The organism is Micromonospora sp. CB01531 (assembly GCF_001905095.1).
In the GTDB taxonomy this organism is placed as follows: Bacteria; Actinomycetota; Actinomycetes; order Mycobacteriales; family Micromonosporaceae; genus Micromonospora.
Genome location: NZ_LWLS01000058.1, coordinates 96,166 through 119,502, shown reverse-complemented (window position 1 = coordinate 119,502; position 23,337 = coordinate 96,166). Strand labels below are relative to the sequence as shown.

General features: G+C 73.0%; 19 protein-coding genes. 13 read left to right on the top strand and 6 right to left on the bottom strand.

Annotated elements, in window-relative coordinates; genetic code table 11:
- The first annotated feature begins 12 nt into the window (after positions 1-12).
- From A6A27_RS10285 to A6A27_RS10275, 3 genes are all read left to right on the top strand, one after another.
- Positions 13-504, top strand: coding sequence for a VOC family protein (locus A6A27_RS10285; protein ID WP_073834321.1), 492 nt, complete (start codon positions 13-15; stop codon positions 502-504).
- Complete coding sequence (locus tag A6A27_RS10280) at positions 501-1,709, top strand: cytochrome P450 (protein ID WP_073834320.1); 1,209 nt, start codon at positions 501-503, stop codon at positions 1,707-1,709. Before A6A27_RS10285 ends, A6A27_RS10280 begins: the two co-directional genes overlap by 4 nt.
- A 65-nt stretch (positions 1,710-1,774) precedes the next feature.
- Positions 1,775-3,184: an NAD(P)/FAD-dependent oxidoreductase gene (locus A6A27_RS10275; protein WP_073834319.1), complete on the top strand. Its 1,410-nt coding sequence runs from the start codon at positions 1,775-1,777 to the stop codon at positions 3,182-3,184.
- An 89-nt stretch (positions 3,185-3,273) separates the two neighbouring features.
- Here A6A27_RS10275 and A6A27_RS10270 read toward each other — a convergent pair whose 3' ends face one another.
- Positions 3,274-4,332 (bottom strand): MBL fold metallo-hydrolase, encoded by a 1,059-nt coding sequence (locus A6A27_RS10270; protein ID WP_241825211.1) that lies wholly within the window; start codon positions 4,330-4,332, stop codon positions 3,274-3,276.
- 150 nt (positions 4,333-4,482) lie between these two features.
- Between A6A27_RS10270 and A6A27_RS10265 the strand changes: the two genes are divergently transcribed.
- From A6A27_RS10265 to A6A27_RS10255, 3 genes are all read left to right on the top strand, one after another.
- Positions 4,483-6,009 carry an aldehyde dehydrogenase family protein gene (locus A6A27_RS10265; protein ID WP_083672533.1) on the top strand — a complete coding sequence of 509 codons (1,527 nt, stop codon included), beginning with the start codon at positions 4,483-4,485 and terminating at the stop codon, positions 6,007-6,009.
- Positions 6,010-6,053: 44 nt separating this feature from the next.
- Positions 6,054-6,290, top strand: a complete 237-nt coding sequence (locus A6A27_RS10260; protein ID WP_073834367.1) for an acyl carrier protein — start codon at positions 6,054-6,056, stop codon at positions 6,288-6,290.
- A gap of 252 nt (positions 6,291-6,542) precedes the next feature.
- On the top strand, positions 6,543-10,460 hold the full coding sequence (locus tag A6A27_RS10255; RefSeq protein ID WP_073834316.1) for a non-ribosomal peptide synthetase: 3,918 nt from the start codon (positions 6,543-6,545) through the stop codon (positions 10,458-10,460).
- A gap of 89 nt (positions 10,461-10,549) precedes the next feature.
- Here the strand turns inward: A6A27_RS10255 and A6A27_RS10250 are convergent, their stop codons facing one another.
- Positions 10,550-11,575 carry an acyl-CoA dehydrogenase family protein gene (locus A6A27_RS10250; protein ID WP_083672532.1) on the bottom strand — a complete coding sequence of 342 codons (1,026 nt, stop codon included), beginning with the start codon at positions 11,573-11,575 and terminating at the stop codon, positions 10,550-10,552.
- A 203-nt stretch (positions 11,576-11,778) separates the two neighbouring features.
- Here A6A27_RS10250 and A6A27_RS10245 point away from each other — a divergent pair, with 203 nt between their 5' ends.
- Positions 11,779-12,132 carry a VOC family protein gene (locus tag A6A27_RS10245; protein ID WP_073834315.1) on the top strand — a complete coding sequence of 118 codons (354 nt, stop codon included), beginning with the start codon at positions 11,779-11,781 and terminating at the stop codon, positions 12,130-12,132.
- Positions 12,133-12,220: 88 nt separating this feature from the next.
- On the opposite strand, the gene A6A27_RS10240 is transcribed toward A6A27_RS10245, so the two are convergent.
- Entirely contained in the window at positions 12,221-13,495 is a 1,275-nt protein-coding gene (locus A6A27_RS10240) for a condensation domain-containing protein (RefSeq protein WP_073834314.1), read from the bottom strand.
- A 156-nt stretch (positions 13,496-13,651) separates the two neighbouring features.
- Here A6A27_RS10240 and A6A27_RS10235 point away from each other — a divergent pair, with 156 nt between their 5' ends.
- The 6 genes from A6A27_RS10235 (at position 13,652) to A6A27_RS10210 (ending at position 20,282) form a co-directional block, all read left to right on the top strand.
- Complete coding sequence (locus tag A6A27_RS10235) at positions 13,652-14,851, top strand: cytochrome P450 (RefSeq protein ID WP_073834313.1); 1,200 nt, start codon at positions 13,652-13,654, stop codon at positions 14,849-14,851.
- Between the two features lie 52 nt (positions 14,852-14,903).
- The gene (locus tag A6A27_RS10230; protein WP_073834312.1) at positions 14,904-16,061 is read left to right on the top strand and encodes an acyl-CoA dehydrogenase family protein; all 1,158 of its coding nucleotides are present in this window, start codon (positions 14,904-14,906) and stop codon (positions 16,059-16,061) included.
- Positions 16,062-16,091: 30 nt separating this feature from the next.
- Positions 16,092-17,195, top strand: coding sequence for an acyl-CoA dehydrogenase family protein (locus A6A27_RS10225; RefSeq protein WP_073834311.1), 1,104 nt, complete (start codon positions 16,092-16,094; stop codon positions 17,193-17,195).
- A gap of 35 nt (positions 17,196-17,230) precedes the next feature.
- Positions 17,231-17,578 (top strand): MmcQ/YjbR family DNA-binding protein, encoded by a 348-nt coding sequence (locus tag A6A27_RS10220; protein WP_073834310.1) that lies wholly within the window; start codon positions 17,231-17,233, stop codon positions 17,576-17,578.
- A 65-nt stretch (positions 17,579-17,643) separates the two neighbouring features.
- Entirely contained in the window at positions 17,644-18,660 is a 1,017-nt protein-coding gene (locus A6A27_RS10215) for a methyltransferase (protein WP_073834309.1), read from the top strand.
- Positions 18,657-20,282 (top strand): AMP-binding protein, encoded by a 1,626-nt coding sequence (locus A6A27_RS10210; protein WP_073834308.1) that lies wholly within the window; start codon positions 18,657-18,659, stop codon positions 20,280-20,282. Before A6A27_RS10215 ends, A6A27_RS10210 begins: the two co-directional genes overlap by 4 nt.
- Before the next feature lie 7 nt (positions 20,283-20,289).
- Here the strand turns inward: A6A27_RS10210 and A6A27_RS10205 are convergent, their stop codons facing one another.
- From A6A27_RS10205 to A6A27_RS10195, 3 genes are read right to left on the bottom strand one after another with little or no spacing between them, the layout of a single operon-like run.
- The gene (locus A6A27_RS10205; protein ID WP_073834307.1) at positions 20,290-21,057 is read right to left on the bottom strand and encodes a thioesterase II family protein; all 768 of its coding nucleotides are present in this window, start codon (positions 21,055-21,057) and stop codon (positions 20,290-20,292) included.
- A complete protein-coding gene (locus tag A6A27_RS10200) occupies positions 21,054-22,187 on the bottom strand; it encodes a Gfo/Idh/MocA family oxidoreductase (protein ID WP_073834306.1) in 1,134 nt (377 codons plus the stop codon). The genes A6A27_RS10205 and A6A27_RS10200 overlap by 4 nt, the downstream gene beginning before the upstream one ends.
- Positions 22,184-23,302: a saccharopine dehydrogenase NADP-binding domain-containing protein gene (locus A6A27_RS10195; RefSeq protein ID WP_143193961.1), complete on the bottom strand. Its 1,119-nt coding sequence runs from the start codon at positions 23,300-23,302 to the stop codon at positions 22,184-22,186. The genes A6A27_RS10200 and A6A27_RS10195 overlap by 4 nt, the downstream gene beginning before the upstream one ends.
- Between the last annotated feature and the right edge of the window lie 35 nt (positions 23,303-23,337).

The window sequence follows — 23,337 nt, the reverse complement described above, 5'->3', positions numbered from 1 at the left end:
GAGAGGAACCCCGTGGTCAACGACTCCGTACCCCCGCTCAACGGCGGTACCCACATCAACCTGACGGTCCGGGACCTCGACCGCAGCACCGAGTGGTACTGCCGGGCGCTGGGCTTCACCGTCGTGCGCGACGCCCGGCCGGCCGAGGCGGGGTTCACGTTCCGGACGCTGCTGCACTCCCGCGCCCTGACCTCCATCGTCCTCGGACAGGCCGACCGGCCGGTCGAGGAGCCGTTCGACGAGCACCGGGTGGGGCTGCACCACCTGGCGTTCCACGTTCCCGAGCGGGAGGACCTGCACACCTGGGTGGCGCACTTGGACTCCGTGGGCGTCAGCCACGGCGGGGTGCAGGAGCTGTTCCTGGAGGCCGGACACGGCGTGTGGCTGCGCGACCCGGACAACATCTGGCTGGAGCTGTACTGGCTCAACGCCGACTACTTCATGCGGCAGATGCGGAAGCACCACCGGGCGCGGCGGGCCGAGCGCGTCGGCGGGCAGCCGTGACGCTCCCCGACGCCGTTGCACGGCCCCGGATCGCCGCGGTCGACCTGGCCTGCGCCGACGATCCCTATCCGGAGTACGAGCGGCTGCGTGCGCAGGGCCCGGTCGTGCGGGGCGAGTTCGGACAGTGGCTGGTGGTCGACCACGCCGCGGTCAGCGCCCTGCTGCGTGACGGCCGGCTGGCCAGCCATTTCCCGCGGGAGTTCATCCGCCTGACCCTGGGCGACGGGCCCGCGGCCGAGTTTCCCTCCCGCATCGTCCTCACCCAGGACCCGCCGGAGCACACCCGCGCCCGCCGGTTTCTCGGGCAGGCGTTCGGCCTGCCCCGGGTGCGGGCGATGACCCCGGCGGTGGCCGCGCTCGTCGCGGACCTGCTCGCCCCGGCTCGCGACGCCGGCCGCCTGGACCTCGTCGCGGAGCTGGCCGTGCCGCTGCCGGTCACGGTGATCTGCCGGCTGATCGGCATCCCTGACGCCGACCGGGCGGAGGTGCTGCCCCGGGTGATCGACCTGGCCCGGGTGTTCGACGCGGCGAACCTGCAGCCCGACGAGCGCGGCGGCGTCGACGCCGCCGTCGCCTGGCTGCGCGAGTACGTCACCGACCTGTTGCGGGACGCCCCCGCCGGCGACGCCACCCTGGCCGGCATGCTCGCGGCGGCTCCGGCGGAGGAACGCGGGGACGTCGCCGGGATCGTCGACAACCTGCTGTTCCTGTTCCACGCCGGGTTCGAGACAACCATGGGGCTGGTCTCCAACGGATGCATGGCGCTGCTGGAGCATCCCGACCAACTGGACCGGCTGCGCCGGGACCCCACGCTGGTCCGGTCGGCCGTCGACGAGTTCCTCCGGTTCGACTCGCCGATCCAGAACGCGATCCGGGTGGCCCGGGAGGCCGTCGAGATCGGCGGGCACAAGATCAGGGCGGGCCGGTCGGTGATGCTGCTGCTCGGCGCGGCCAACCGCGACCCGGCGGTCTTCGACCGGCCGGCCGAGCTGGACCTGTCCCGGGCCCCGAACCCGCACCTGGGCTTCGGCGGCGGCCTGCACCACTGCCTGGGCACCGCGCTGGCCCGGCTGATGGGCGAGCTGACGTTCACCGCGCTCGCGACGCGGTTCCGCGACATCGCCGCCGACGGCGACGCCCGCCGCCGCCACCACGGGAGCCTGCGCTCCTTCGAGCGCCTTCCGCTGGCCGTCCGCCCCGCGTGACGCCGTCACCCGCCCGCACCGCGACAGCCGTTCCTGCCCGCGACAGCCGTTAAGGAGAAACCCGTATGGCGCAGTTGTCCACAGAGATGTACTGGCACTCCACGCAACCGACCGACGTCGGCCCGCCGCTGGATGGGGATGCCTCCTGCGACGTGTGCATCGTCGGCGGGGGCTACACCGGCCTGTGGGCGGCCCACTTCCTCAAGCAGGCCGACCCGGGCATCTCGGTGCGGGTGGTGGAGGCGGAGTTCGCCGGTAGCGGCGCGTCCGGGATGAACGCCGGGTTCGTGCAGATGACCGCCGGCAAGGTGCTGCGCCGGATGCTCTGGTACTACGGGGCGGAGAAGGCAGGTGGGGTCTACCGGGCGGTCGCCCGGTCGATCCTGGAGATCGGCCGGTTCTGCCGGCAGAACGGCATCGACGCCCAGTACGAGAACACCGGCATCCTCCAGGTCGCCACGGACACCAAGCAGCTCGCGCGACTGGAGCTGCAGATCAAGCGGGCTCAGCGGGCCGGGGTGACATCGTTCCGCCTGCTCGACCGGGCACAGGCGCAGGAGCGGATCGGCTCGCCGACCGTCGTCGGGGCACTGAAGGTCAGCGGTGCGCTGCTCAACCCGTACCGGCTGGTGCGCGGGCTCGCCCGGGTGGTGCGGGAACAGGGTGTGGTGCTGCACGAGCAGACCCCGGCGCGGACGATCCGGAAGGTCGACGGAAAGTGGCAGATCAGCACCCCGCACGGCACGATCACCGCTGACGAGGTCGTCGTGGCGACAGAGGCCATGCAGGGCGCGTTCCCCGAGCTGTACCCGCGCCAGATGCCGGTGTGGAACTACCTGCTGGTCACCGATCCGCTGACGGAGGAGCAGTTGGGCCGGGTGGCCTGGCCGGGGCGCGAGGGGGTGGCGAACTCGCTGTCGTTCTCCACGGCGGCGCGACTGACGGCCGACAACCGGGTGCTCTGGGCGGGCGGCCTGTGGTACATGTTCGGCCAGCGGGACACCGATCCCCGCCACCGCCGCAACGACGAGGCGTTCGACAAGCTGGGCGAGTCGTTCCGCGAGTTCTTCCCACAGTGGCGGGACGTCGGGTTCAGCCACGGCAACGGCGGCCTCATCAGCTGGAGCCACAGTTTCATCCCGCAGTTCGGCCGAACCGACTCGGGCATGGTCTACGGCCACGGGTACACCGGCAGCGGGATCGCTGCGAGTCACACCGGCGGCAAGATCCTGCGCGACCTCGTGCTGGGTCGCAGGACCGAGTTCACCGAGCTGGCGTTCGTGACGGTCAACCAGCCCAAGTTCCTGCCCGCCCCGTTCGGCGACAAGGGCGGCGAGTTCTTCATCTGGCGGCAACGGGTCGGCGACCGGCTGCCGCTGCTGCTGCCGTACCGGGCGGCGCTGGCACCCAACCGGTTCTTTGCCCGCCGTACGGCGGGCCCCGGCCGGACCGTCGCGGGACGCGGCAGCGACTGACCCGCGGCCGGCGACCGAGGCGCGCCGGCGGCGGCGCCCGCGTGCGGTGGGCGCGGGCGCCATCGCGAGCCGTCCTGGGCCGGCGCCGGTCAGCCGGCGGCCGGCGTGGTCACGGCGCGGTGCAGGGTACGGCTCTCCCCCACCGCCAGGTCCCACAGGTCCTCGGCGGCCCGCCCGCTGGCCTGCCACGCCTGCCTGGCCTGCTCCAGTGGCGCCAGCGGAGCCTCGGCGGAGAGCGCAAAGGTCCCCCAGTGCATGGTGGCCATCCGTCGGGCGCCCAGGTCGCCACAGGCGCGCACGGCCTCGGGTGGGCTCATGTGCAGCGGCTTCATGAACCAGCGGGGCAGGTAGGCGCCGACCGGCATCAGGGCGAGGTCGATCGGGCCGTGGCGGCGCCCGATCTCGGCGAAGTACGGCCCGTAGGCGGAGTCCCCGGCGAAGAAGACGCGCAGGGGTCCGGCCCCGGGGGTGGGACCGGCACCGACGCCGGTGGCCGGGTCCACCGGGCCGGCGCCGGCCCGGGCGGCGGGGCCGGCGTCGGCCTCGAGCATCCAGCCGCCCCACAGGCTCTGGCAGCCGTCGAAGAGCGTCCGGCGGCTCCAGTGGTGCACCGGGACGAACTGGAACTCCACCGCGCCGAGGCGGGCGCTCTCCCACCAGTCCAGCTCCACGACGGCGGTGAACCCCAGCCGGCGGAACCACCAGCCGAGGCCGCCGGGCACGAGCATCAGAACGCGGCGCGGCAGCCGGCGGATGGTGGGCGCGTCGAGATGGTCGAAGTGGTTGTGACTGATGACGACGGCGTCCACCGGGGGCAGGGCCTCCCAGCGCAGGCCGGGCGGAGTGAACCGGGGCCGTACCCCGGGGATGCGGCGCGACCACACCGGGTCGGTGAGCACCACGAGCCCGCCGATCTGGAGCACGAATGAGGCGTGGCCGACCCAGGTCGCCACCACCTCGCCCGCGTCGGCGGGCGGCAGTCGGTCGGTGGCGGGGTGGACGGGAATCCGGTCGACCTGGCTGAGGTCGGGCCGCATCCCTCCCTCGGTGATCAGCTTGCGGACCGCCCGGGAGTCAGGCACCGGATGGGTCAGCCGGTCGGCGAAGCTGGTCGGCCAGCTGCGCCCACCACGCTTCTTGGCAAGCATCCTGTCAAAGACGCGATAAACACTCCGCGGATACCTCATGCCCTACCCCGATGTTTTCGTCGGAAAGATTGAGTCTGGCGGCCTGTTACGCACATAGCTACGTCCGATTGACCGTATGCCGAGCGTGGTCTTTGCGCTAGCGTGTCGTGCATGTCGGCGACCGCAGAAACCGACAGGCCACGTATGTCCTGTCTGGACGAATTACCTCGAGAGTTGTTCATCGGAGGCAAGTGGTCGCCCGCGAACGATGGTCGTCTGCTGACATCTGTGTGTCCGTCCACCGGAGAGACACTTGCGACGGTTGCCCACGCCCATCCGACGGACGTGGCCCGGGCCGTCGCTGCGGCGCGCGCCGCCGGCGAGCCCGGATCCCGGTGGCACCGGATGTCCCCAGCCGCCCGGGCCCGGCTGCTGCACCGGGTCGGCGACCTGATCCTCGCGCACGCCGACCGGCTGGCTCTGCTGGACTGCCTCGACAACGGCAAGCCGCTGCGGGTGGCCCGGGCGGGCGACGTCCCGGCCGCCGCCGCGGTGTTCCACTATATGGCCGGCTGGCCCGGCCGGCTGAACGGCGAGAACGCTTCGCTCTACACCGCCAGCCCGGAGCGGCATGTCGCCCTGACCGTGCCCGAGCCGGTGGGTGTGGTGGCGGCCATCATCCCGTGGAACTTCCCGCTCTACATGGCTGCGGCGAAGGTGGCGCCCGCCCTGGCAGCGGGCTGCACGGTGGTGCTGAAGCCAGCCGAGCAGACGCCGCTGTCCGCGCTGCTGCTCGGGCAGCTGGTGCGAGAGGCCGGCGTGCCGGCGGGCGTGCTGAACATCGTCACCGGCGACGGTGGCACCGGCGCAGCGCTCGCCGCGCACCCGGGCGTCGACAAGGTCACGTTCACCGGGTCGACGGAGGTCGGGCGCAGCATCGTCCAGGCCGCGGCCGCCGACTTCCGCCGGGTGACCCTGGAGTTGGGCGGCAAGTCACCGAGCATCGTGTTCGCCGACGCCGACCTGGCTCGGGCGATGGACGGCGCGGCCCATGCGATCTTCTACAACCAGGGCGAGACCTGCGTGGCGGGGTCCCGGCTGTATGTGCAGCGGCCGGTCTTCGACGAGGTTGTCGCGGGGATCCGGGAGCGGGCCGCGGCGATCAGGCTCGGCGACGGGCTGGACCAGGACACGGACATGGGGCCGTTGATATCCGCGGAGCACCGGGCGAGGGTGCTGTCCTATCTGCGCTCGGCCCGCGACGGCGGTGCGCGGGTCACCGGCGGCCAGGCGCCGGACTCGCCGGGCTTCTTCTGCACTGCGGCGGTGGTGACCGGGGCCGACCCGCAGGCGCCGGTGGTCCGGGAGGAGGTCTTCGGCCCGGTGCTGGTGGCGCAGGCCTTCGACACTGTGGAGGAGGTAGTGGCGCTGGCCAACGGCAGCCCGTACGGGCTCGCCGCCGGCGTCTTCACCCGCGATCTGGGGCTGGCGCACCAGGTCGGCCGCCGGCTGCGGGCCGGCACCGTGTGGGTCAACAGTTGGCACGTTCTCGATCCGGCGCTGCCCTTCGGCGGAATGCGGGAATCGGGCTGGGGACGTGAAATGGGCAGGGCGGGCGTCGACGCCTTTCTAGAGACAAAGACACTGATAAATGACCTGGGCACCCGCCCATGGAGGGCGGTACCTGCTCCGAGGTGAGCACCGGCCGCGTTCGGCGGCCGGGCACGTCATGGGGAGGCATCGTGACAAACGAACAACAGATGGTCGACATCTGGGAGAACATCTTCGGCCGCCAGGTGCGGCCGGATACTGACTTCTTCGACGACCTCGAAGGCGACTCGATGGCGGCGGCGGCCATCGTGCACTGGGTGAACATCGTCTTCGGCGTACAACTGCCGATGATCGAGGTATTCGACCGGCCCACCCCGGCGGAACTGACCGAGGCGGTGCACCAGCTGCGGGCCGCCGCCGCGCGATAGCCCCCGCCGCTCGCCTCCCTGCGCTCCCTTGCCCGGTCGCCGGGCATCGCCGGTCGACCACATCCCACGGGGGACCGTCCGGAGCATATCTCCGGTCAGATCATTTGTACCAGCTTGTCCACAATCGACCATCCTGGGGGGAACATAATGGACATCACGGGACCGGAGCATCACACATCGTCAGCCATCGTCCCACCGGCCCCGCCGTCGGCAGCTTCCCGAGCGGACGCCTCGGGCGCCCGCTCGGCGCCCATGAGCGACCTGCAGTACGCGTACCTGCTCGGCGAGCTGGGCGACTTCCAGCTCGGCGGCCCCGCCCTGTTCTACGAGGAGTACGCCTGCCAGGAGCTGGATGTCCGCGCGTTCAGCGCGGCCCTGCATCAGCTCATGCGCCGGCACGAGATGCTCCGGGCGTCCTTCGATGAGACGGGCCTGCTGCACGTCCAGGACGAGCTTCCCGTACCGCTGATCTACCGGTCGCTACGCGGCCAGCCGGAGCATGTGTGGCGACGGATCCTCACCCGTAATCGGGAGCGCTGTTACGACGAGGGGCCACCGCGCGACGGGCACGCTCCGTTCGAGGTCTTCGTCTTCGCCCTGGACACCCACGTTGTGGTGCAGGTGTGCGCGCGGCTGCTGGCCATCGACGGGTTCTCGGGCGAGATTTTCGCCCAGGAGCTGCGGGCCCTGCTGAACGGCGAGTCGCTGCCCCCGCTGCGGTACACCTTCCGGGAGTACCGCAGCGAGTTCGAGGGGCGCAAGGACAGCGACGAACACGAGCGGGCCCGCCGCTACTGGCTCAACCGGCTGGACAGCCTGCCCGCTGCGCCGGAGCTGCCCCGCCGCCGGATGACCGGCGACCCCAGCCCCCGCCTCGTGCGCCGGGTCTTCAAGCTCACCCCCGAACAGTGGACCAGCCTGGCCACGCGCATCAGGAAGAGTCGACTCACGGGCACCATGGTGCTCGGCGCGGCGTTCTGCGAGGTGCTGCGGCACTGGTCGAAGAACCCCGACTTCACCATCAACATCATGTACGGCGACCGGCTGCCGTTTCACCCGGACGCCGACAAGATCATCGGCAACTTCAGCAGCACGCTGCTGATGGAGTGCCGCCAGGGCAGCGCGGGCGACACCTTCCTCGACCGGGCCCGCGCCTGGCGCCGGCAACTGCTCGAGGACATGGAACACTCCTCCTTCAGCGGGGTCTCCGTCATCCGGCAGCTCAACCAGCGGCAGGGCAACGCCCGCAACGCGCTGATGCCGGTGGTGTTCACCAGCATGCTCGGGGTCGGGGAGGCCGACACCGGGGTCTTCCTGGAACACCTCGGCTGGCAGCGGCTGGAGGGCAAGGTCCGCACGCCGCAGGTCGCGTTGGACCACCAGGTGTTCGTGGCCGGCAACGCTCTGGTCACCACCTGGGACAGCGCGGACGACCTCTACCCGGCGGGCATGATCGACGACATGTTCGCCGCGTACCGGTCCCTGCTGATCCGGCTGGCCACCGAGGACGAGGCGTGGGGGACGGAATCGTTCGATCTCACCCCGGCGGCCCAGCTCAAGATCCGCGAGCAGGTCAACGACACGGCGGCGCCCGCCCGGGTGGTCACCATGCACGAGCTCTTCGAGGAGCAGGCCGAGCGGCAGCCGGACCGGCTCGCGGTGATCGCCGGCGGCCGGGAGATCACCTACGCGCAGCTGCGCGACCAGGCCAGCGCCGTCGCTGCGGAACTCGTCGCCGCCGGGGTACGGCCCGGCGAGGTGGTCGGCGTGCAGGCGCTGCGCGGGGCGCACCAGATCATCGCGTTGATCGGGGTTCTGATGGCCGGGGCCGCGTACGTGCCGGTCTCGCCGCGGTGGCCGCGCCGCCGTCGGGAGCAGGTGGCCGAGATCTGCGGACTACGGGTGCTGCTGGCCGACCGCAGCGTCCAGGGCGAGGAGCCGTACGCGGGCGCGCGGACCATCGACATCGCCACCGCCATCGCCTGTCAGGACGGGGCGGCGCGGCCGGCGGTGGACGTCGACCCGGAGTCGCTGGCGTACGTCATCTTCACCTCCGGCACCTCCGGCACGCCGAAGGGGGTGATGATCTCGCACGGCAGCGTCGTCAACACGCTGGTCGACATCAACGAGCGGTTCGGCCTCGGCCCCCGCGACCGGGTGCTCGCCGTCTCCGACTACACATTCGACCTGTCGGTGTGGGACGTGTTCGGCATGCTGGCCGCGGGCGGGGCGGTGGTCGTGCCGACACCCGGGCAGGAACGGGAGGTCACCCACCTCTACGAGCTGTGCCTGGCCGCCGGGGTCACGGTGTGGAACAGCGTCCCGGCGTACCTGGCGATGTTCGTGGAGTTCGTACGCACGAGCGGCCGGCATCCGCTCACCGAGCTGCGGCTGGCCATGGTCAGCGGCGACTGGGTGCCGATCAACCTCGGCGCGGAGTTGGCGGAGATCGCGCCGCACGCCGCGTGCGCGAGCCTCGGGGGCGCGACGGAGGCGTCGATCTGGTCCAACTACCACCCGGTGCCGGTGCGGGTGCCCCCGCACTGGATTTCGATCCCGTACGGCCATCCGCTACGCAACCAGCGCTTCCAGGTGCTCGACGCCCGCCTGATGGACCGCCCCGACTGGGTGCCGGGCGAGCTGTTCATCGGCGGGCGTGGCCTCGCCCTGGGCTACCTGGGCGACGGGGACCTGACCGCCGCGTCGTTCCTCGTGCATCCGCGGCGGCAGGAACGGATCTACCGCACGGGCGACTGGGCCCGCTACTGGCCCGACGGCACGCTGGAGTTCCTGGGCCGGGAGGACCCACAGGTCAAGGTCAACGGCTTCCGGGTGGAACTCGGCGAGATCGAGGCGGCGCTGCTGGCTCACTCGGCGGTCGCTGACGCCGCCGTGGTCACCCGTAGCGACGGAAGGGCTGTGTCGCTGGTCGCCTTCGTGGCCTCGCAGACCCCGGCCGAGCAGCTCGTCGCGCTGCTGAAGACCCACCTCGTGGCCCGGTTGCCGGACTACATGGTGCCGCGCAGCATCGAGGTGCGGCTTCGGCTGCCGCTGACCGCCAATGGCAAGGTCGACCGGCGGCAGTTGGCCGAGCGGGCCGCCGCCGTGGGGGCCGCCCGGCAGGTCGGCGACGACGCGCCCCGCACCGCCACCGAGCGGGCCCTGGCCGCGCTGTGGCAGGAGCTGTTGGACGTGCCGGAGGTCGGCCGCGCCGTCGACTTCTTCGCCTACGGCGGCAGCTCGCTGCTCGCGGCGCGCCTGATGAACCGCATCGAGCAGCAGTTGGGGCGGCGGCTGCCGCTGGCCACGCTGTACACCTCGGGCACCGTCGGGGAGCTCGCCGCCCTGCTCGACGCCGCAGGCGGCACCGGGCCGGCGCGCAGCCTGGTCACGCTGGCCGACAACGGGCACCGTCCGCTGGTCCTGGTGCACCCGGTCGGCGGCGACCTGCTGTGTTACCGCCCGCTGGTGGCCGAGCTGGCCGAGCGGCATCGGGTGCTTGGCCTGTCCGCGCCGTCCCCGGCGCAGCCGGGCGTGACCATCGAGGAGTTGGCCACCCGGTACCTGGCGGAACTCGCGCCGGTCATCGCGAACGAGCCACCGGACCGGACGGTCCGGCTGGCCGGCTGGTCGCTGGGCGGCGTGGTGGCGTACGAGATGGCCCGGCGGCTGCGGTGGCAAGGACGGAAGTGTGCGGTGGTGCTCATCGACCCCTGGGTCGGCTGCGGCACCGGCCGCCCGGTCGACGACGCCACCCTCGTGCAGGCGTTCCTGCACAACCTCGCCGGCGCGCCGGTGGAGGTGCCGAGCGACCCGTGCGCCACGGATGCTGTCCAGGAGACGCTACGCCGGACGTGGGCGGCGCCGCCGCCGCAGCTCAAGGAGCTGAAGTCGGTGACGTACGCCGAGCTGCACGCGATGTACCGGGTTTTCGAGGCCAACACCCGGGCGCTGCTGCGGTACTCGTTCGTCGCCGAGCAGGGACTGGAGCTGGACGTCGTGGAGGCGTCGCGGGGGCTAACCGGTCCGGCGGCGGGCTACCTGTCGCCGCTGCGGCACGCCGCGGCGGCGCTGCAGGCCCGCGTCCACGTGCTGGAGGGCGACCACTTCACGGTGGTGAACCGCGATCAGGCGCAGGCCGTGGCCCAGCTGGTCGACCGGATGCCGTAGGGCGGACGCGCGCAGGGCCCGCGACGCCGGTCGTGCGCGTCGCGAGCCCTGCGCACCGGGGCGGCGCCCGGCGACGCCGCCCCGGGGTGTCAGGCGACGCCGCCGGATGTGACGAACGCGGTGTGCAGGGCATCGCGGATGCCCGGGCGGGAGCCGAAGACCAGCAGGAAGGTCGCCTCCCGCACCAGGCGCTGGGCGTGCTGATCGAGCAGAACGGCACGGCTGCCGGCGGCCACGGCGAGGTTCGCGCTGGCCCGCAGCGCCAGCTCCGAGGCGGCAGCCCGGGCGGCGGGCATGGTGCCCGGGTCGGCGGCGTCGAGGCGGTCACGGACGGCGTCGAGCTGCTGGCGCAGCCGCGGCTCATCGGCCAGCTCGATCGCCCGGTCGGCCACGCCGAGCGCGAGGGAACCGTTGAACCGCAGCGTCGCCGGGTCGCGCTGCCGCCACGCCTCGAGCGGCATTTGGTTGGCGACGCGGTCGGCGGGCACGAAGTGGTTGTCGAAGGTGACCGTCACCGTGCTGCTGGCGTTCACCGCCGACATCCGCAACGGCTCGACGGCCAGCGTGCCACTCGTTTCGGCGTCGACCAGGGCGAAGACCAGCGTGTCGTCGGGCAGCCGGGCGGCCGCGTAGATCGTGTCGATCAGGCCCCAGCCGCTCACCCACGGCGCGGCGCCGGAGAACAGGAACCCGCCGTCGGCCGGTGTCGCCGCCAGCGCTGACGGACCGGGCCGCACCGCGGCGCCGATCGCCAGTCCCGCCCGGCGCCGCCCGGTGGCCAGCGGCTCCAGCCAGGCCGCACGCAGTTGGGCGTTGCCGGTGTTGGCGGCCGCCATCACCGCGTTGTGGTGCTGGGCCCAGACGAACGTGGTGGTGAGGCAGCCGCTGGCGAGCGTCTCGATGACGCGGCACACCGCTGGGAAGCTCGGCAGGTCGAGGCGGTTGAACTCCGGGGGCGCGGCCAGTCCGTAGAAGCCCTGCTCGGCGAGCAAGTCCAGGTGGGAGATCGGGACGCGGTCGGCGCCGTCGACCGCAAGCGCGGCGGGGAAGAACGCCTCGTCGGCGATCTCGCGCGCCTGCCGCAGGCTCGTGGACTCCTCGATGGAGACAGTCACAGCAGTGCCCTCCGTTCATGGGGCCCTGGGGGGCCGGTGGTGCGGGCCCGTGGGCCCGGTGGCGCGTCGGCCGCCGTGGTGGCTGACCCGCCAGCCACCGGAACTCGTCTTCACTAGCATCCTCGTGCGTCTGCGGAAGACGAGCCAATACCCGTTATGATGCTAGGACATCTCCCCTGACAGATCACGCACCGGAGGGCGCCGTGGCAGGAGAACCTTCGTTCATCGAGTTCGCAGTTCCGGTTCCCGAACGCACCCGGGAATTCTACGAGGCGCTGTTCGGCTGGAAGTTCACGATGCTCACCCACGGGTCGTACATCGAGATGCCGGGTGCGGCCCCGGGCCTGGAGGCCGGCTCCCATCCGGACACCGACCCTCCGCACATCATCGTCTACTTCGGGGTGGACGACCTGGCCAAGGCTGTCGAGCGGGTCAAGGAGCTGGGCGGCGAGGTGGGCCCGCTGCGGCCGCCGAGCCCGCAGTACGGCGCGTTCGCCGAGTGCCGCGACAACCAGGGCGTGGCCTTCGGTCTGCGGGAGCTGCCCAAGGCCGGGTGACCGGCCGTCCGGATGCGATGGGGGTGGTCGGCGGCGCGCCGGCCGCCCGCCGGCCCCGATGCCCCGCCGTGCGGCACGCATCGGCGCCTCAGGAAGGCGTGCCCGGCAGGCGGCCCGGGTCCGCCACCACCGCCGCGGCCAGCTCCACGTAGTCCTTGACGAGCTGCCGCGCCCAGTCCGGAGTGAACCGGTCGCGGTCGCACATGACGACGGCGGTGAGCGCATCGCCCTGGGGTACGACGACGAACTCCAGCGCGAACCGGCTGCGCTCCAGCTGCGCCTCGAGGTCGTCCAGCTCGTCGCCGCTCATGTCGGCCCTTGGCACGAACGACCCGAGCAGCTGGAACATGACGTCGTCGGTGCGGCCCTCCCCCGTGACCGTCCCGGGCGGCAGCAGCTGCGCCGGCAGTTCCTGGTGGCGCAGGCCCTCCATCACCACGTTGCGCACTTGGCGCAACAGGTCGGTGAACGGCTCGGCGGCCACCACCCGGCCGCGCAGCAGCACCATGGACACGAAGAAGCCGACGGTGTCGCGGACCTCCGGGCGGCTTCGGTTGGCGAACAGCGACGCCACCGTCAGGTCCGACTGGCCGGTGGCCCGGTGCAGCACCAGGTAGAACAGGGAGAGCATCACCGGGAAGAGGGTGGTGCGTTGCTTGCGGGCGAGCTGGTGCAGCCCTTGCGCCACGTGCGGGTCGATGGTCAACTCCACCGACACCCAGGCCGGCTCGCCGGGGCCCCGGGGGACCTCGGCGCGCTCGGGCAGGTGCACCAGCCGCGCGCTGTCGAGCTGCCCGCGCCAGTGGTCGAACAGCGTCCCCGAATCCGGCCCGGAGATCAGCTCTCGCTGCCAGGCCGCCCACTTGGCGTACTGCCATCCGACCTCTGGCAGTTCCTCGCCCTGGTAGAGCGCACGGACGTCGCGCGACAGCAGCGCGTTGGACCAGTCGTCGCTGACGTAGTGGTGCATGGTCAGCACGAAGATGTGGTGCTCGGGGCCGACGGTGATCAGCGTGGGCCGGGTGGGCCACACGCCGATGTCCACGGCGGTGGTCAGCTCGGCGGCGATGTGCTCGCGGGCGGCTCGCCGGGGATCGGCGTGCCCGGACACGTCCACGCGAAGCAGCTCGACCGGGCGCGGCGGATTGATCACCTGGACGAGCTGGCGCCGCCGAGCGACGAACGTGGTCCGCAGCGACTCGTGCCGCTCGTGCAGCCGGTCCACGACGCGGCGCAGGGCGGTGATGTCGCAGTCCCCGCGCAGGTGCCACACCACCTGCTCGTTAAGTGCGTTCTGCTGCCCTCGATAGTGGTCCATCAGCCACAGGAGGCGTTGACCCACCGAAGCCGGTTCCTCTCGCATGCCGGCGACGCTACCGCAGCAAGCGCGTGGTTACGAGTGTCCGGTAGATACTTCAACAGTCTCCGCAAACACTCCTTGACACGAGTTTCGGGGAGCCCGAATAATCGGCGGCGGACGCGGGCGGTGCACGCCGTACCGGTCCGCCGGGAGGCCCCTATGACAGCCGTTCGCGCGCCACGGGTCAGCTTCGACGTCTCGGACCCGCGGCTGCTGGCCGACCCGTTCCCGACGTACGAGCGGCTGCGCCGTACCGGTGCCGTGCTGAGCAACGGGCCGGGGCAGTGGGTGGTCCCCGGCTACCGCGAGGTGGCCGCCCTGCTCAGGGACCAGCGGCTGACCAAGACCCTGCCGGAGCAGTACTACCGTTTCACCGTCGGGGACCCGGAGCTGAGCGGCTTCTTGTCCGGGCAGAATCTCGGCCAACGCAATCGGCTCGCCAGCCGGGTCCTGGTCAGCTCGTTCAGCCCCGGCCTGGTCCGGCAGCTCGGCGAACGCATGGCCTCCCTCGTGGATGACCTGCTCGAACCCGTTCTGGCGACCGGCCGGATGGACCTGGTCGCCGACCTCGCGCTGCCCTTCCCACTGATGGTCATCTGCGATCTGCTCGGGGTGCCGGCGGCCGACCGGGCCCTGCTGTGGCCGCACGCGGCGCAGCTGGTCAGGGCCTTCAGCGACGTGGCGTTCCGCAGCGATCGCGACGTCGGCGAGGCCGTTCGCTCGCTGCGCTGGCTGCGCGCGTACCTCGGCGACCTCGTCGAGGACGGCCCCGGCGGCGACAACCTGCTGACCCGGATGGCCATGACCGAGTCGGACGGGCAGCGGCTGCGCCGCGAGGAGATCGTCGACAACGCCATCACGGTCTTCTACGCCGGCTTCGAGACGTCGATGGGCATGATCTCCAACGGCATGGTCGCCCTGCTGGAGCACCGCGACCAGCTTGCCCGGCTACGGGCGGGTGCCGCCAGCACCGCCACCGCGATCGAGGAGATGCTGCGCTTCGAGGCGCCGATTCAGGTGACGATGCGCAGCCCGGTGGAGCCGGTGGAGGTCGCCGGCCGGACAATCCGCCCTGGCCGGGTCCTTTACCTGCTGGTCGGGTCGGCCAACCGGGACCCGGAGCAGTTCGGCGAGCCGGACCGTTTCGATGTCGGCCGCCGGCCCAACCAGCACCTGAGCTTCGGGGCCGGCGTCTACCACTGTCTGGGCGCCGCCCTGGCCCGCGCCGAGGGCGTCGCCGTGTTCGACCGGCTGCTGCACCGCACCAGCGCCATCGAGTTCGATGGCGAGCCGGTGCGCCGGCCCCGCTTCAACTTCCGCACGTACGACCACGTGCCACTCGCGGTGCGTGCGGCGTGACGGAGACCAGCACGAGGCGCCCGGACCCGGCCGCCAGGAAGCGAGGACGGCGTTGAACCTGCACGACGACCCGGCCGAGGCCGCGTTCCGCGCCGGGCTGCGCGAGTGGCTACGGTCCCGCCTGCCGGACGACGACCCGTCGCGTACGTGGAGCACCGCGCAGCTGCGCGAGTGGAGCCACGACCTGTCCGAGGCCGGCTACGCCGGCATCACCTGGCCGAAAGAGTACGGCGGCCAGGGCCTGACCGCCGCCCACCAGGCCATCTTCGCCGAGGAGACCGCCCGCGCCGGCGCGCCGGACCACATCAACATCATCGGAATGAACATGGTCGGCCCGACGCTCATCGCGCACGGCACCGACGAGCAGAAGGCCCGCTACCTGCCCGGCATCCTGTCCGGTCGTACCCTGTTCTGCCAGGGGTTCTCGGAGCCGGAGGCCGGCTCGGACCTGGCCGCGGTGCGCACCGTGGCCCGGCGGGCGGAGCCGGACGGTTACCTGCTCGACGGTGAGAAGGTCTGGTCCTCCTACGCCCACCTGGCCGACCACTGCCTGCTGCTGGCCCGCACCGGCCCCGCCGAGCCGAAGCACCGAGGGTTGACGTGCTTCCTGCTGGACATGCGGGCGCCGGGGGTGAAGGTGTCGCCGCTGCGGCAGCTCAACGGCGACACCGACTTCAACCAGATCATCCTGACCGATGCCCCGGTCGGCGACGCCGACGTCGTGGGCGAGGTCGGCAGGGGCTGGTCGGTGGCGCTGTCCACGCTGGCCCACGAGCGGGGAACGTTCGGGGTCACCCTCACCGCCCGGTTGGTCGCGCAGTTCGACCGGTTGCTGCGGCTGGTGCGAGAGGTCGGCGCCGATGGCGATCCGGCCGTCCGCCGCGAGCTGGCCACGCTGCACGCACGGTTGCAGGGGCTGCGGTACACGGGCTACCGGTCGCTGGCCGCGTTGCGCCGCTCCGGCGAGCCCGGCGCGGAGGCGTCCATCCTCAAGCTCGAATGGTCGCTGCTGCACCAGCGGGTCTGCGCGCTGGCGCTGCGCGTACAGGGCCCGGCGGCGCTGCTCGACAGCGGTGACGCCGCCTGGCAGGGCTACTGGCAGCGGCAGCGGCTCCGCAGCCGGGCGAACACGATCGAGGGCGGCACCTCCGAGATCCTGCGCGGGATCGTCGCCGAGCGCGTGCTGGACCTGCCCAGATCCCGCCAGTGACCACCGGCCGGCGACGACACGGAGAAGATCATGGATTTTGCGCTCACCGATGAGCAGCGGGAGATCCGCCGGGCCGCCCGCGACCACCTGGAGCGACGCTACCCGGCGACGCGGGTGTGCGCGCTGGCGGAGGGCCCCGGCGGGAGCGAGGCGGGTGCCTGGCCCGAGCTGATCCGGCAGGGCTGGCTGGACGACGACCTGGGCATGGTCGAGCTGGCGCTGCTGGCCGAGGAGAGCGGGCGGTGCCTGCACCCGACGCCGTGGTGGACGACGGTCGCGCTGGCCGCGCCGTACGCGCGGGCCGCCGGGGAGCCCCTGACCGTGCCGGCGACCTTCGCCGACGGCGCCCCGGACGGCGCCGCGCCCACCGGCGCCGGGACCGTGCGGGCCACCCGCTCGCGTCGGGGCTGGTCCCTGAGCGGGCAGGTGCCGGCGGCGCCGCAGGCGGGCGCGGTGCGCTGCGTCGTGGTGCGGGCCCGCACCGAGGAGGGGCCGGCCGTGTTCGCCTGCGACACCGGGTCGCCAGGGCTGGTCGTGGAGGAGCTGTCGACGCTGGACACGCTGCGCCGGATGGCCCAGGTCCGGTGGGACGGCACGCCGGCACGGCTGCTCACTGAGCCGGCCCGCACGCCGGAGGTGGCGCGTCTGGCCCGGCTGCGTGGCGGCGCGCTGCTGGCCGCCGAGGCGGTGGGCGTCGCGGCGGGCGCGCTGGACATGGCCGTCACCCATGCCCGCCAGCGGGAGCAGTTTGGGCGGCCGATCGGCAGCTTCCAGGCCGTGGCGCACCAGCTGACCGACGCGTACGTCGGCACCGAGTTGGCTCGGTCGCTGGCGTACCGGGCCGCTTGGCTGGTGCAGAACGATCCCGAGGGGTCATTGGCGTGCGCGCAGGCGGTCGACGAGGCGGTGCTGGTGGCGCGCGATGCGGCGGTGCGCACCTGCGAGACCGCCGTGCAGATTACGGGCGGGATGGGGGTGACGTGGGAGTACCCGCTGCACCGGTGGCTGCGCCGGGCGCTGTGGCTGGACGCCTTCCCGGGGTTCGGCGACGATCCGCACGGTCGGGTGGCCGAGCGGCTGCTGCGGCGCGACGACGCGGGCGGGATCACCCCGACCACGCTGGACGGGCGTTAGCGTGAAGCCGTCCGTCGACAACCGAGGAGGTCGGAGTGGTCAGCCCCGAAACCGTCAGCAGCATCGCCCTGTCGCTTCCCGGAGCACACCAGTCGGCACACTTCGACGTGACCGACTTTCGTGTCAGCAACAAGATCTTCTGCACCCTTCCCAAGCCCGGGGTGATGGGGATGCGCATCGACGTCGCCGAGCAGGCGGCGCTCATCAGCGAGGATCCGGCGACCTTCTCGGCGCCGGACAACAGGTACGGGCAGAGCGGCTGGACGTTCGTCGAACTGGCGACGGTCGACCCGGCGCAGCTGCGAGAACTGATCACCGATGCGTGGCGCCGGCTCGCGTCCAAGAAGTTGCAGGCCGAGTTGGACGAGGCTGCCGCTTCCTGACGCCCCGCCACGCGACTCCGGTGGCCCGGGGCCGCCGGATTGTCATGTGAAGGGACGGAGACACCTTGGGCACCAGGCGCACCATTGACGCCGAGTCGATCTTCAAGCTCCTCGAACTCGGTGACTACCTCCTGCCGTACACCATCCGGGCAGTCTGCCTGCTCGGCGTGGCCGACCACCTGGTGGACGGGCCGGTGCCGATGTCCCGGCTGGCCCGGGCGACCGGGACCCACGAGCCCACCCTCCGCAAGACGCTGGAGTACCTGGCGACCCGGGAGCTGTTCGAGCTGGTGGAGCCGGATGGCGTGGCGCTGACCCCGCTGTCGGACCTGCTGCGCGAGGGGCACCCGTACTCGGCGCGTGACATCTTCCTGTCCCCCGTGGCGTGTACCCGGGCGATGGAGGGGCTTGCCGAGTCGATCCGCACTGGCGGCCCCGCGTTCGACGTGGTGCACGGCCGGTCCATGTGGGAGCACCTGAGCGCCCAACCCGAGGACGGGGAGGCGTTCGACAAGGTGATGAGCGGGGTCACCGGGATGGAGCTGCTGGCGGTGCTGCGGGCCTGCGACTGGCGGCGCTTCGCCAGCATCGTGGACGTCGGCGGCGGCAACGGCGGTTTCCTGGCCAGCCTGCTGCGCCGGGTCCGGGGCGCCCGGGGCGTGCTGTTCGACCTGCCGGGCGTCGTGGCCAACGCCCCCGAGGTCCTGGCCGCCGCCGGGGTCGCCGACCGGGTGGAGGTGGTGCCGGGCAGCTTCCTGGAGGGGCCGATTCCGCCCGGCGGCGACGCGTACGTGCTCAAGCGCATCCTCTACAGCTGGAGCGACGACGAGGTGGTGGGCATTCTCGGCCGGGTCCGGGCCGCGATGACGCCGCACAGCCGGCTGTTCGTCATGGAGGCCGGACGGCAGGACGCCGAGGTGCCGATCCTGGCGCGCCGCATGGACCTGCTCATGCACACCCTCACCGCGGGCGGCGCGCGGACCCTTGAGCAGCAGGGCGAGCTGCTGGGCCGGGCCGGGCTACGGCTGATCCGCAACGTTTCCACCCCGATGTTCCCGATCATCGAGGCGGCGCCCGCGTGACCGGCCCGCTCGGCTGGCTGGACCGGCCCGACAACCGGCGCGGCATCCGGTTCGCCGAGCCCGACGGGTCGTGGCGGCTGTGGTCGTACGCCGAGCTGGCGGACCTCGTGCGCCGGTACGCGGGGGTGTTGCGCGGCGCCGGGGTGGGCGCGGGCGACGTGGTGACAATCGTGGAGACCACCGGCCCCCGGTTCGTGGGACTGCTGTTCGGCACCATGCTGGCCGGCGCCGCCGCCTCACCGGTGGCGCCACCGCCGCCCTTCGGGGACCGGGCACGCTGGTCCGAGCACCTGCGCGGCGTGCTGGCGGCCAGCACGCCGCGGCTGGTCGTGCACGACCCCGCGCTGTCCCTGGTGGCCGACGTGTGCGCCGGGGCGGGCATGCCCGCGCACGACGGCGCGGAGTTGCTCGCCGCCGCCGACGGCCGCCGGGCGCCGGCGCCCGGGCCGGCCGGGCTGGCGCTGGTGCAGTTCACCTCCGGCAGCAGCGGCCGGGTGCGCGGGGTGCGCGTGCCCCATCCGGCGCTGGCGGCCACCGTCACCGGCATCCAGCGGTGGCTGCGGATGACGCCCGACGACCCGACCGCCTCCTGGCTGCCCGTGCACCACGACATGGGCCTGGTGGGCTGCCTGCTGGCGCCCGTGGCCACGGGGTCGGACCTGTGGCTGATGTCGCCGGGCGACTTCGTCCGCCGGCCGCTGCGCTATCTGGAGTGCTTCGGCCGGCGGGGTGCCCGGCTGACCGCGATGCCGGCCTTCGGACTGGACCACATCGTCCGGCGGGTGCCCCGCGAGGCGCTGGCCGGGATGGACTTCTCGGCGTGGCGGGCGGTGATCGTCGGCGCGGAGCGGATCCCGCCGGGGCTGCTGGCGGAGTTCGCCCGTTTCGCCGCTCCGCACGGGCTACGCCGCGAGGCGCTGCTGCCCGCGTACGGGCTGGCCGAGGCGACGCTGTCGGTGACTGGCGTGCCGCTGGACACCGGCTGGCGCACCGCCACCCTCGACCGGGGCGAGGTGGTGGGCTGCGGACGCCCGCTCGCCGGCGCGCGGGTGACGGTGGTGGACGACGACGGCCGAGCCGTTCCCGACGGCGTGGTCGGCGAGATCGTGGTGCGCGGCCCGTCCGTGGCGGCGGGCTACCTGCCGGCGGTCGCGGACCGCACCGTCAGCGGCACCCGGCTGCTCGATGGCGAGGTGCGCACCGGCGATGCGGGTTTCCTCGCCAGCGGGGAGCTGTTCGTGCTGGGCCGCCTCGGCGACGGCGTCAAGGTGCGCGGCCGGATGCTGCTCGCCGAGGACGTCGAGGCGGCGGCGGCTTCGGCCTGCGGGGCGCCGGCCGGGCGGATCACGGCCCTGCTCGGGCAGGTCGGCGACGCGCCTCGGGTGGTCCTGCTGCTGGCCCGGCCCGAGCCGGGCTGGCTGCCGGCGGCGTGCGACGCGGCCACGGCCGCCGCGGAGGGGGTGCCGGTGGAGCCGGTGGTCGTGCCGGCGGGCGCGGTGGCGCGCACGAGCAGCGGCAAGCCGCGCCGCCGGCTCATGTGGCAGGACTACCTCGCCGGCCGGCTCGAGCTCGGCGCGCCGGCGACAGACGACCGACCGGCGGCGGTGCCGGCGGCGACGTGACCCGCGGTCAGCGGGGCTGGCCGGCGGGCAGCCCGAGCGCCTCGCTGACGTGGTCGAGCACCTCGGCCTGCCGGTCGATCAGGTAGAAGTGGTGCCCAGGAAGCACCCGGAGCTGGAAGTCCCCCGTGGTGCAGCGCCGCCAGTCGGCGACCTCGGGCACGTGCGCCTCCGGGTCGTCGTCGCCGGTGATCGCGGTGACCGGCACCGACAGCGGCGCGCCGAGGATGGGCCGGTATGTCTCGACGAGGCGGTAGTCGGCCCGCAGCGCGGGCAGCAGTGCGTTGCGCAACTCCGGGTGCGCCAGCGCCTCGTCGGTGGTGCCGCCGAGGCGACGCAGCTCGTCCCACAGTTCCTGGTCGCTGCCGAGGTGCTTGACGCCCGGCCGGTGGTGCTGCGGGGCGGGGCGGCCGGAGACGACCAGCCGGCGCGGCGATACGCCGAGGCCGTGTTCGAGCCGGTGCGCCACCTCGTACGCGACGGCGGCGCCCATGCTGTGGCCGAACAGGGCGAAGTCGGTGTGCAGCAGCGGTTGCAGCGCGGCGACGATCCCGTCGACCATCGTGGCCATGTCCCGCACGCACGGCTCGTGGATACGGTCCAGCCGGCCGGGATACTGCACCGCGACGACCTCGACCTCGGCGGACAGCCGCACGGCCCACTGCCGATAGAAGGTCGCGTTGCCGCTGGCGTACGGGAAGCAGACCAGGCGCCGGGTCGCGGCCGGACGCGGCCGGTAGCGGCGCAGCCAGGACGTGGCCGCCACGGTCGCCCTCACGGCCGCGCCGCCTCGTCACCGGCGGCGGCGATGGCCTTGAGGTCGTCGTCGGTCAGCGGCCGTGGCGGGGTGGACGACAGCAGCTCCGGGGGTCCGAGCCGCAGCGTCAGGTCCTGCCACAGCTTGCACAGCGACAGGTGGTACTGGCCGCGGCGCAGTGGGTCCTGCCGTTCCTGGACGGCCTGGTACAGCTCGGTGAGGGCGTGCGCGATGCCGGCCGGCCACAGGCTGCGGAAGATGTGCCGGTACGAGGGCACGGTGTCCGGTCCGAGCACGACGGCGCTGGGTGCCTGCGCGTCGTCCGGCATGGTGGCGTAGTGGGGGTCGGCGTTCGGGTCGGCGACCTCGCGGGGGAAGTCGGGGCGGGCGGACCAGACGACCGGCCCGTGGGTGTTGACCAGGGTCAGGTTGCCGGCCTCCGTGCCGATGCTGATCCGGTGCATCAGGTGGGCGTAGTTGTCCGGGTCGGCGGGGTCCATCTGGTTCTGAATACGCAGGGTGGCGGGTACCCCGGCCAGCACCCCGTCGAGGCTGCGGAACGGGATGTCCAGGGTGGTCGCGGCGCGCACCGGGGGGGCCGACTCGGGCAGGTCGCCGAAGGCGAACGGCCGCACCCCGCCGAGGGCCTGCCCGAGGATGTCCAGCAGGGAGTAGGCGAGCTGGAACCCGGCCGCCGCGTCGACGTGGAGCGGGCGCTGCCGTCGCGTCAGTTCCTGCGCCGCGGCGACGAACCGGCGTACGGGGGCGACGTGGGTATAGAACGGGTTCAGGTGGTAGACGACGCCGTGCCGGCGGGCGGCGCGCAGGTTCTCCGCCAGCTCGTCGTGGTGCAGGGGGTGTTCCTGGAGCACGTGGATGCCGCGGGCCATGAGCGCGCGGGCCAGTTCCGAACCTCGGCCGCCGAGCAGGCCGCCCCGGATCACCACGCACGCCATGTCGATGTCGTCGGGCAGCTGCTCCGGGTCGGTGTACAGCGGCGCGTCGTAGCGGCGGGCGCAGGCGCGGGAGCGTTCGCTGCCGGCGCCGAGCACTCCGGCCAACTCGAAGGGCAGGTCGGGGTTGCGGAACGCCTCCAGGTAGACCTGGCCGAATCGGGCGCCGCAGACGACGACCCGGGGACGCTGCGTCAAAGTGCCTCCTCCACGTGGCCGCCGGCGTGGGCGGCTTCGCCGTCGAACACCGTCAGGCCGCTCACCGCGGCCGAGTCGGCAAGCAGGTCCACCGCGAGCTGCGGGTCGAGCGCCTCCCCCGCGTGGTGCAGGCCGGCGGCCAGGGTCCCCTCGGTGAGCGCCGCCACGGCGACGGCCGCGAACGCGCCGGTGAGCGAGCTGGCGCTGTCGCCGCGCAGCACGAGGGTGTGCGCGGCACCGGCGACGGTGGTCAGCTCCACGACGATCAGCTGGTAGGTTGCGCGCCCGAAGGCGTCCAGCTCGGCGGCGCGGCGCAGTGCCTCGGGGGCGTTCCCGCCGGCTGGGGGCTGCCGCAGCACCTGCGCGACGTGCGGTCCGGCGAAGACGGAGTGCCAGGTGGCGTCGGTGACGCCCAGGGCCCGCGCCACCCGTTCCAGCTCGGTGCTCAGATATGGCACGGCCGTGGCCGGCTCCGGGAAGAACGGCAGCTCGGCGTCGGTGCGGGTGGGCAGCGGGTGCCGCGCTCGCACGCCGCCGGTCAGCGCCGCCCCCGCCTGGCCGAACCCCTCTCCCACCCGCAGGTAGTCGGCCGCGGCGGTGGCGGTGAACCGGTCGCGACCGCCGAGGTAGCCGAGCAGCGCCCGCGGCGGGTCCGGCAGGGTGGCGGCGAGGTAGCGGGGTAGCAGTGCGCTCAGGCCGGGCATCATGCCGGCGGAGATCACGGCTGTCCGCCCCGGCGCCCGCGCCGACAGGGCCCTCGCCTGCTCCCACAGAACGTCGTCGCCGGCGGCGTCGACGTAGTCCGCGCCGGCGGCAAGCGCCGCCCGCGCCACCCGGTCCTCGACGAGGTAGGCCGGGCCGGCGCAGTTGAGCACGACGTCGCAGCCCGCGCAGTAGCGGTGCAGCGCGTCGGTGTCGGCGATGTCGAGGACCTCGGCGGTGGGCGGGGAACCGTCGGTGGCGGTGAGCCCGTGGCACAGCGCGTCGAGGGGGGCGCGGCGGCGGCCGGCGAGGCGCAGCGCGTGCCGGCCCCGACGGTGCAGCTCGGCCACGGCGGCGGCGCCGACCGCGCCGGCCGCGCCGACGATGCCCACCACGGGGGCCGGCCCGGTCACCGGGAGCCCTCGCCGACGGCGCCTGGTGTTGGGTA

What these genes read in the sequence shown, in the direction of transcription:
- A6A27_RS10275 (WP_073834319.1), top strand. Translation starts at nt 1,775, where the DNA reads ATGGCGCAGTTGTCCACAGAGATGTACTGGCACTCCACGCAACCGACC.
- A6A27_RS10270 (WP_241825211.1), bottom strand. Translation starts at nt 4,332, where the DNA reads ATGCTTGCCAAGAAGCGTGGTGGGCGCAGCTGGCCGACCAGCTTCGCC.
- A6A27_RS10265 (WP_083672533.1), top strand. Translation starts at nt 4,483, where the DNA reads ATGTCGGCGACCGCAGAAACCGACAGGCCACGTATGTCCTGTCTGGAC.
- A6A27_RS10255 (WP_073834316.1), top strand. Translation starts at nt 6,543, where the DNA reads ATGAGCGACCTGCAGTACGCGTACCTGCTCGGCGAGCTGGGCGACTTC.
- A6A27_RS10240 (WP_073834314.1), bottom strand. Translation starts at nt 13,495, where the DNA reads ATGCGAGAGGAACCGGCTTCGGTGGGTCAACGCCTCCTGTGGCTGATG.
- A6A27_RS10235 (WP_073834313.1), top strand. Translation starts at nt 13,652, where the DNA reads ATGACAGCCGTTCGCGCGCCACGGGTCAGCTTCGACGTCTCGGACCCG.
- A6A27_RS10225 (WP_073834311.1), top strand. Translation starts at nt 16,092, where the DNA reads ATGGATTTTGCGCTCACCGATGAGCAGCGGGAGATCCGCCGGGCCGCC.